Source organism: Skermanella sp., from assembly GCF_059503625.1.
On record NZ_JCACHA010000888.1, the window covers coordinates 1 to 7,848 of the forward strand.

General features: G+C 65.5%; 8 protein-coding genes. 7 read left to right on the plus strand and 1 reads right to left on the minus strand.

Annotated elements, in window-relative coordinates; all coding sequences use genetic code 11:
* The coding region (gene glpD, locus AC5JJ6_RS32325; protein WP_496045984.1) for a glycerol-3-phosphate dehydrogenase at window positions 1-1,264 on the minus strand (1,264 nt) is incomplete at its 3' end.
* 153 nt (window positions 1,265-1,417) lie between these two features.
* On the opposite strand from glpD, the gene AC5JJ6_RS32330 reads away from it, so the two are divergent.
* From AC5JJ6_RS32330 to AC5JJ6_RS32360, 7 genes are all read left to right on the plus strand, one after another.
* Entirely contained in the window at window positions 1,418-3,262 is a 1,845-nt protein-coding gene (locus AC5JJ6_RS32330) for an intermembrane phospholipid transport YdbH family protein (RefSeq protein ID WP_496045985.1), read from the plus strand.
* Window positions 3,263-3,306: 44 nt separating this feature from the next.
* Complete coding sequence (locus AC5JJ6_RS32335) at window positions 3,307-3,516, plus strand: YnbE family lipoprotein (RefSeq protein WP_496045986.1); 210 nt, start codon at window positions 3,307-3,309, stop codon at window positions 3,514-3,516.
* Window positions 3,517-3,527: 11 nt separating this feature from the next.
* The gene (locus tag AC5JJ6_RS32340) at window positions 3,528-3,854 is read left to right on the plus strand and encodes a YdbL family probable chaperone protein (RefSeq protein ID WP_496045987.1); all 327 of its coding nucleotides are present in this window, start codon (window positions 3,528-3,530) and stop codon (window positions 3,852-3,854) included.
* Between the two features lie 142 nt (window positions 3,855-3,996).
* On the plus strand, window positions 3,997-4,827 hold the full coding sequence (locus tag AC5JJ6_RS32345; RefSeq protein WP_496045988.1) for a hypothetical protein: 831 nt from the start codon (window positions 3,997-3,999) through the stop codon (window positions 4,825-4,827).
* Between the two features lie 97 nt (window positions 4,828-4,924).
* The gene (locus AC5JJ6_RS32350; protein ID WP_496045989.1) at window positions 4,925-5,443 is read left to right on the plus strand and encodes a gamma carbonic anhydrase family protein; all 519 of its coding nucleotides are present in this window, start codon (window positions 4,925-4,927) and stop codon (window positions 5,441-5,443) included.
* A 101-nt stretch (window positions 5,444-5,544) separates the two neighbouring features.
* Window positions 5,545-6,888, plus strand: coding sequence for an efflux RND transporter periplasmic adaptor subunit (locus AC5JJ6_RS32355; protein WP_496045990.1), 1,344 nt, complete (start codon window positions 5,545-5,547; stop codon window positions 6,886-6,888).
* 2 nt (window positions 6,889-6,890) lie between these two features.
* The coding region (locus AC5JJ6_RS32360) for a site-2 protease family protein (RefSeq protein ID WP_496045991.1) at window positions 6,891-7,848 on the plus strand (958 nt) is incomplete at its 3' end.

Sequence of the window (7,848 nt, forward strand, 5' to 3'; positions counted from 1 at the left end):
CTTCGGGCAGCCAGAGGTGGCGCGCCTTGAAGGCGGCGGCGAAGGGCTCGAACCGGTGGCTCTCCATGTCGCCGCCCGGCAGCGCCGCATCGGCGGTCCAGGATGGTTTCAGGTCCGGAACGAAGCGCTTCAGCTTGTCCATCGCGTGCTCGGCAAGCCGGCGGTAGGTCGTGATCTTGCCGCCGTAGATCGACAGCAGCGGCGCTTCGCCCGGGTTCCCCGCGAGGTCGAAGACATAGTCGCGGGTCACCGCCGACGGGTTGGCCGAACTGTCGTCATCATAGAGCGGCCGCACGCCGGAGTAGCTGCGGACGACATCGGCCGGTCCGATCCGCTTCGCGAAGTACCGGCTGACCGCATCGCACAGGTAGTCGGTCTCCTCCGGCGTGATCCTGACGTCGGTGGCGTCGCCCTCGAAGGGAATGTCGGTCGTTCCGATCAGCGTGAAGCGATGCTCGTAGGGAATCGCGAAGATCACGCGGCGGTCGGTGTTCTGGAGGATGTAGGCGTGGTCGCCCTCGAACAGGCGGGGAACGACGATATGGCTTCCCTTGACCAGCCGCATGTGAGCCGAGCCGGACTGCCCGGCCACGCCGTGAAGCACCCGCTCGACCCAGGGGCCGGCGGCATTGACGAGGATTCGAGCCCTCACGACCCGCTCGGCGCCGGTGGCGAGATCCTTGAGCTTGGCGATCCAGCGGTCGCCTTCCCGCCGGGCTTCGGTGCAGCGGGTCCTCAGCAGGATTTCCGCGCCGCGGGCCCGCGCGTCCATCGCGTTCAGCACGACGAGCCGCGAGTCCTCGACCCAGCAGTCGGAATAGGCGAAGCCGCGCGTAAGCTCCGGCTTGAGCGGAGCGCCCTCCACCCGGTCGGTCCGGAAGCTGAGGCTCCTGGTGCCGGGCAGGCTGCGCTTGCCGCCGATATGGTCGTACAGGAACAGCCCCAGCCTGATCATCCAGGCCGGGCGGAGGAGCTTGTTGTGGGGGAGCACGAACCGCATCGGCCAGATGATGTGCGGCGCATTGCGCAAAAGCACCTCGCGCTCGGCCAGCGCTTCCCGCACCAGCCGGAACTCGTACTGCTCCAGGTAGCGCAATCCACCGTGGATCAGCTTGCTGCTGGAGGAAGACGTGGCGCTGGCAAGGTCGGCCTGTTCGCACAGGACGACGGAGAGTCCCCGGCCGGCCGCATCGCGCGCGATCCCGGCACCGTTGATGCCGCCGCCGATCACCAGCATATCCACCGTTCCATCCTCCGCGGACATCCCCACCTCCAAGCCATGATATGTTCGAATACGAACATAATATCGCTTCCGCGTTTTCGCAAACGAACATTCCGAAATGTCCTTTTTCTGCCACGAGAGGGTGGAAGGGTGTTTCTATCGACGCTTATCCTTGAGATGGAGGTAGGAGCAGCTATGGCGCGGCGCTGGGTATGGGGTCTTCTGATAGCGACGGTTGCCGGCCTCGCCGGCATCGCCAGCCTTCCCGCCATCATCGAGTGGCAGGGAACGAGGCTGATCCGCGAGTCGCTTTCGCCGACCGCGCACCTCGACGTCGTCCATCTCGGGCTGGGCGGCAGTACGTTCAGCATCGGCGAGGAGGGACCGAGCGGACGCCGGATCGGCCTGATCGACCTTGCCTATTCCTTCGGCAACGGCGTTTCCGCGCGGCTGGACCTCGATATGCCGGTCGCCGGCCTGTTGCCGGACGGCGTCGACGCTCCCGATGCCGTTCTGAAAACGGCAGGCGCAGTCGAGCCGCTGGAAGGATGGCGCTGGCGCTTCGTTCCCGACGACTGCGTGACTTTGACCGCCAAGCGGATCGTGCTGGGGAACGCCACGGTCACCCGTCCCGAGTCGCTCTGCCTGAAGCCCGTTCCGAGTCGCGACTTCCTGGTGTTCGACCTCGCTGAGGGATGGCATGCGGCCATTCAGGCGCGGAGCGTTTCTCTCGCTGCAGAGGCGCCTGAACTGAAAATCGTCGGCAGTCTGCCCGAAGCGACCGTCGAAGCGGCGTTCACTGCCGGGGGCGACTTGACGGCGCTGGAGGCCGGCTGGCGCAAAGCCAAGGTCAATCTTCCCGGGCTGGGAATCGCCAGCGACGGCTTCAGTGGAAACCTGTCGATCGCCGGGTCGGCCGACCGGCCCCTGAAAGCTGATTACGCTATCGCAACGATCGCCGGCGGCCATGATCCCGCCTTCTTTGCTCCGATGAAGCTAAGCGGAACTGCCGATGGGTCCCTCGACAGGGAGATCGCCTTCGATGCGCTTCTGACGGACCGCTCCGGAAAGGTGTCGATGGCGCTCAAGGGGCGGCACGACCTTTCCACCGGGGCCGGGCAGGCGGGACTTCGACTGAAGCCGACGCTGTTCGGAGCGGAATCGGCCCAGTTCACTGCATTGTTTCCCGTAACCAGGCAGTGGATCGGCGAGTTCTCCGGCACCGTCGGCGTCAGGGCACGGACCGCTTGGGGGGAGGGGGCAGACCCTGGAAAAGCTGAAATCCTGCTGAAGGACCTCGCCGTCGACGCCGGGGCGGTGACCGCCCAGGGCATCAACGCGGTGGTGACGGCGGACAGGCTGTCGCCCCTTCGCCTTCCGGCCGGCCAGACGATCTCCGTTGCCCTGATGGATGCCGGTGTCCCGCTGACCGACGGCGAGATTCGGTTCGGCGTCCCGGGCGACCGGCTATCCGTTGCGAAGGCGGAATGGAATTGGGCGGGAGGCAAACTGAGAGCCGCTCCTTTCGAAGCCGCAACGAATGACGACGACCAAACCATCGTGCTGGAAGCGCACGACGTCGATCTGCGCCAGCTCCTGTCCCTTGCGGCGGTAGACGGTCTTTCCGCCTCCGGCACCCTTCGCGGCAGCCTGCCCGTGCATCTGTCGCCGGATGCGGTTTCGATCGAAAACGGCCGCCTGGAAACGACAGGACCCGGCACCCTGCGCTACGATCCGGACGATCCCCCGTCCTTTCTTGCCGGTGATCCCGGCAGCAGCACCGACATGCTGCTCCAGGCGCTGACCGACTTCCGGTATGAGGGAATCTCCCTCTCGGTCGATGGTCAGGCCGGAGGCGAAATGACTCTGTCCTTCGCCATACGGGGCTCGAATCCGTCATTCTACGATGGCCATCCGGTCGCCCTTAATCTAAACGTCGGCGGCGCGCTCGATACGATCCTTCGGCGCGGAATAGCCACCTACCGGATTCCCTCGGCCGTTCGCGAACGGATGATGGAATTCCAGGACCAGGACAAATGACCGGAACCATCCCCGCGCATAGGTGCGCATCGCCGAGAACCGCAATGGTGCGCCTGAACCTGATCTTGATGGTGGCTCTCCCGATTGCCGCATGCAGCCCGACCGTGAAGGTCGAGGCTCCCGACAAGCCGATCGAGATCAACCTGAACATCAAGATCGAGCAGGAGGTCCGGATCAAGGTCGAGCGCGATCTGGAAAAGGTCTTCGCCGAAGACCCTGAACTGTTCGGAACCGCCGGAGGCTCCAGGAAATGATACGCTGGTCGATGGTTTTGGCCCTGGCGCTCGGGATCGGCCTGTCGGCTCCGGCGCCGTCCCATGCCCAGGCGTCCCTCGATGCCGCCAAGCAGTCCGGCCTGATCGGCGAACGTCCGGACGGTCTCGTCGGCTTCGTTGCCGATACCGTTCCTACTGCCCTCCGCGCCCAGGTCGAGCAGGTTAACGCCCAGCGGATGCAGCGCTACGATCAGGTGGCCCGGTCCAACGGCGCACCGGTCGACGGCGTCCAGGCGATGGCGGGCCGCCAGTTGATAGACCGGACGCCGGCCGGGCAGTACGTGCTGTCGCCGTCGGGCCGCTGGGTGAAGAAGTAGCTCGGCCCCGGATCCATGAAACCGGTTTCGATGGACCGTTGTTCTTTGCCAGCGGACTGTGATAATCTTTTGGGGTAGATATCCTCCATTGGGCTGATCCGTGCGCCGGTGGAGGGCTTCGCTCCAGAAGGGAGTTCCTGCCGTGGTCGCGATCACCAGTTTCCAGTCGATGTTCCAGACGACCAGTACGGCCAAGGCCGCTACGACGTCCGCTGCTTCGTCCACCTCGACCGCCGCGTCGAGCGCCACGTCCGTCGCGCCGACACAGCGGGCAGCGGGAGCCTCCGGTGCGATCAAGCTGGAATTCACTGCCGGCCAGCCCCGGACGGCGGATAGCGTGCGCGATCAGTTGCGCGGCAAGATCGATCAGGCTCTCGGCGGCATCTATAAGGACAAGGACCAGCGGGCGAAGGCGACGGACGAGTCGCTGAAGTCGCTGGCTCCGCAGATCGAGAAGGCCGCTGCGTCCAAGGATGTGTCCGGCATCGAGATCCGCGCGACCACGGTCGAGCAGAGCGTAGGATCGGCCACCAATATCCGGGGGCTCGGCGTCGAAGTCGGCCTCGTCCGCGACAAGAAGGTGTCCTCCGCCGATACCACCGTCCTCGACTACCAGGGCAAGTCGGCAGGGCTTACCGGTGCCGAAACGGCCAAGGGACTCGCCAAGGGCACTTACAGCCACCAGGGCGAAGCGTCGTCCGCCAGTGCGACCGACGCCGGCTCGGCGGCCTTGTCCAAGGCGCGCAATGCGCTGTCCAAGGTCCAGCAGACGACGGATGCCCTCCGGGCCTACCGCAACGGCGACACGTCGCAGCTCGACGCCCTGCGGGCGCAGATGCAGGGCGGCGGATCCGCCACGCAGACGCAGCCGTCCACGATGGACCCGACATCCGCGCTGATGAGCAAGGACGCCAATGTCCGCAAGGCGGCGCTCAGCCAGATGACGCAAGTGTACAAGGTGAACTACCGCTAGGAGGCAACTCCGCCTCTGGTCAGTTCCTTTGCCGATGGCTATGTCTCGCGTTCGTCGCAGCACGGGTGCGACGCACAGCCATCAGCCGGGGATGTTCATGACCGCTCTGATTCTGCCGCATCACGGCAAATCGCCTATCATCCATGACAGCGCCTTCATAGCCGATACCGCCGTCGTCATCGGTGACGTGGAGATCGGCGCCGACTCCAGCATCTGGTTCGGCACGGTCGTCAGGGGCGATGTCAACGTCGTCCGGATCGGAGCCAGGACCAACATCCAGGATGGCGTCGTGATCCACGTGGCATCGCGCGGGCAGGGGACGTTCATCGGCGACGACATCACGATCGGGCACATGGCCCTGCTGCACGCCTGCACGCTGGAAAGCGGCTGCTTCGTCGGCATGAAGGCCTGCCTGATGGACGGCGCCTATGTAGAGTCCGGCGCCATGGTCGCGGCCGGCGCCCTCGTCACGCCCGAAAAGCGCGTCAGGCGCGGTGAGCTTTGGGCCGGTACGCCGGCTCGGCCGATGCGCGATCTGACCGCGGAAGAGATCGAGTTCTTTCCCCGCTCCGCAGCCCAGTATGTCGGACTGGCCGCGACATATCGGACACCCTGAAGTTTTATGCCGTCTCGACTCCTCCCCCAACCATGGTAATAAACTTTTTAACCAAATAGGCCTAATACTTAGTGTCCGCGCATCTGCGTTGAACGGACACGATGAACGACATTCTGAACCGCCAGCTTCTCAGCATCACCGGCCTCGTCCAGCTTGAGAAGCGCATCCGGCATGCCGCCACGCTGGAGGAGTTCGGCTTTCTCGCCGTCAACGAGACGCATGCCCTGATGCGCTACCGCCAAGCCGTCCTGTGGCGCCGCACCGCTTCGTCGAGTGAAGGCAAAGTGGTCGCGATTTCCGGCATCGCCCTGCCGGATGCCGACGCACCATTCCTGGTCTGGCTGCGCAAGGTGCTGAAAGCCGTCGGCGAAAGCCGCGAGATCGAGCCGGTCGATGCGCATGGGATACCGCCCGGACTGGCTGCCGAATGGGTGGATTGGCTGCCGCCCCATGCCCTTTGGGTTCCCCTCGACCGGTCGGAGGAGGAGCGCCTCGGCGGTATGCTCCTTGTCCGGGACGAGCCCTGGACGGACCACGACCGTCATCTCATCAGCTATCTCGGCGACGCTTACGCACATTCCTGGTCGGCGCTCCGGGGCGGCCGCCGTGACCGTGCGAGCTGGCTGTTCAAGCGCAGGGGAAAGCTTGGCTTCCTTGTGCTGGCGCTGCTGGCGGGTCTTGCCTGGATGCCGATCCGCCAGTCCGTCCTGGCACCCGCGGAGGTCATTCCCAAGCAGCCCGTGCTGATTCGCGCCCCCATCGACGGGGTCGTCGACCGGGTCGAGGTCCTGCCCAACCAGCTCGTGACGGAAGGGCAGCTGCTGCTGACGCTCGATCCCGCCCGGCTTCAGAACCGCCTGGATGTCGCCCGCAAGGCCTTCGAGGTCGGCGAGGCGGAGTATCGTCAGGCGGCACAGCAGGCCCTGTTCGATCCGCGCAGCAAGGCGCAACTCGCGATCCTGCAGGGGCGGATGGAACAGAGTGCCGCGGAAGTGACGTATCTGGAGGGCCTTCTTGCCCGGATCGAAGTCAGGTCGCCGCGCAACGGCATCGTCATCTTCGACGACGTCAACGACTGGATCGGAAAGCCGGTCTCCATCGGCGAACGCATCCTTATCGTCGCGGACCCCCGCGAAGCGGAAATGGAGATCCACGTCGCCGTCAGCGACGCCATCGCCGTAGCGGAAGGGAACGACGTCAGCCTGTTCCTCAACGTCGATCCCCAGAACCCGGTCGGCGGCAGGCTCAGCTACGCCAGCTATCAGGCGAATCCCACTCCCGACGGATCGCTGGCCTATCGGTTGAAAGCCGATTTCGGAGACAAGGCCGAGCCTGTCCGGATAGGCCTGAAAGGGGTCGCCAAGGTTTATGGCGAGCCTACGACACTGTTCTACTACGTCATGCGCCGGCCCCTGGCCGGCCTCCGGCAGCGGCTGGGCCTGTAGCCGTGACCTCGATCCCCTTATCGGCGCCGGGAGCGGCGGCGGGAGTCCGGACCATCGGGGTCGGCCAGCCGCCGTCCGCGATGCGGCTCCTGCCGCTACGGGACGAACTGACACTGCATGAAGGCCCGCGGACGCGCGACGGTGCCCCGACCTGGACATTGCACGATCCCGTCACCAACCGCTTCTATCGCATCGGCTGGCTGGAGTTCGAGATCCTTTCCCGCTGGCATCTCGGCGAGATCGAGCTGATCGCCGCCGACATCGCGGCACGGACCACCATCGCGGCGACCGCCGCCCAGGTCGAAGCCTTCGCGCGCTTCCTGGTGGCAGGCAACCTGATCCAGGCGCGCGGCCCCGATGCGATCGAACGCTTCAGGCGTCAGGTGGCGGCGACCCGCAAGACGCCGGCGATGTGGCTGCTCAAGAACTATCTGTTCTTCCGGATACCGCTGGTCCGGCCCGACCGGTTCCTCAAGACGGTGGTTCCCCTGATCGGCTGGGTCTACACCCGCTGGTTCCTGGTGCTGGTGCTGCTGGCGGCGCTGGTCGGCGGTGCGCTGGTGGTGAGGCAGTGGGACGGCTTCACCGGCACCTTCCTGCATTTTTTCACGCCGGAAGGCGCGGCTCTCGCCGCCGTAGCACTGTTCTCGTCCAAACTGCTGCATGAGTTCGGCCACGCCTTTACGGCGCGCCGCTACGGCTGCCGGGTGCCGACGATGGGCGCCGCTTTCCTGGTGATGTGGCCGGTGCTCTACACCGATACCAGCGAAGCCTGGAAGCTGCCGTCGAAACGCCAGAGGCTCGCCATCGGCGTCGCCGGCATGTCGGCGGAACTGGCGCTGGCGGCCTTCGCCACGCTCGCCTGGAGCTTCCTGCCGGACGGGCCGCTCCGCAGCGCCGCCTTTCTCCAGGCGACCAGCACCTGGATCATAACGCTGTCGATCAACCTCAGCCCCTTCA

What these genes read in the sequence shown, in the direction of transcription:
- AC5JJ6_RS32355 (WP_496045990.1), top strand. Translation starts at nt 5,545, where the DNA reads ATGAACGACATTCTGAACCGCCAGCTTCTCAGCATCACCGGCCTCGTC.
- AC5JJ6_RS32350 (WP_496045989.1), top strand. Translation starts at nt 4,925, where the DNA reads ATGACCGCTCTGATTCTGCCGCATCACGGCAAATCGCCTATCATCCAT.
- AC5JJ6_RS32340 (WP_496045987.1), top strand. Translation starts at nt 3,528, where the DNA reads ATGGTTTTGGCCCTGGCGCTCGGGATCGGCCTGTCGGCTCCGGCGCCG.
- AC5JJ6_RS32335 (WP_496045986.1), top strand. Translation starts at nt 3,307, where the DNA reads ATGGTGCGCCTGAACCTGATCTTGATGGTGGCTCTCCCGATTGCCGCA.
- AC5JJ6_RS32330 (WP_496045985.1), top strand. Translation starts at nt 1,418, where the DNA reads ATGGCGCGGCGCTGGGTATGGGGTCTTCTGATAGCGACGGTTGCCGGC.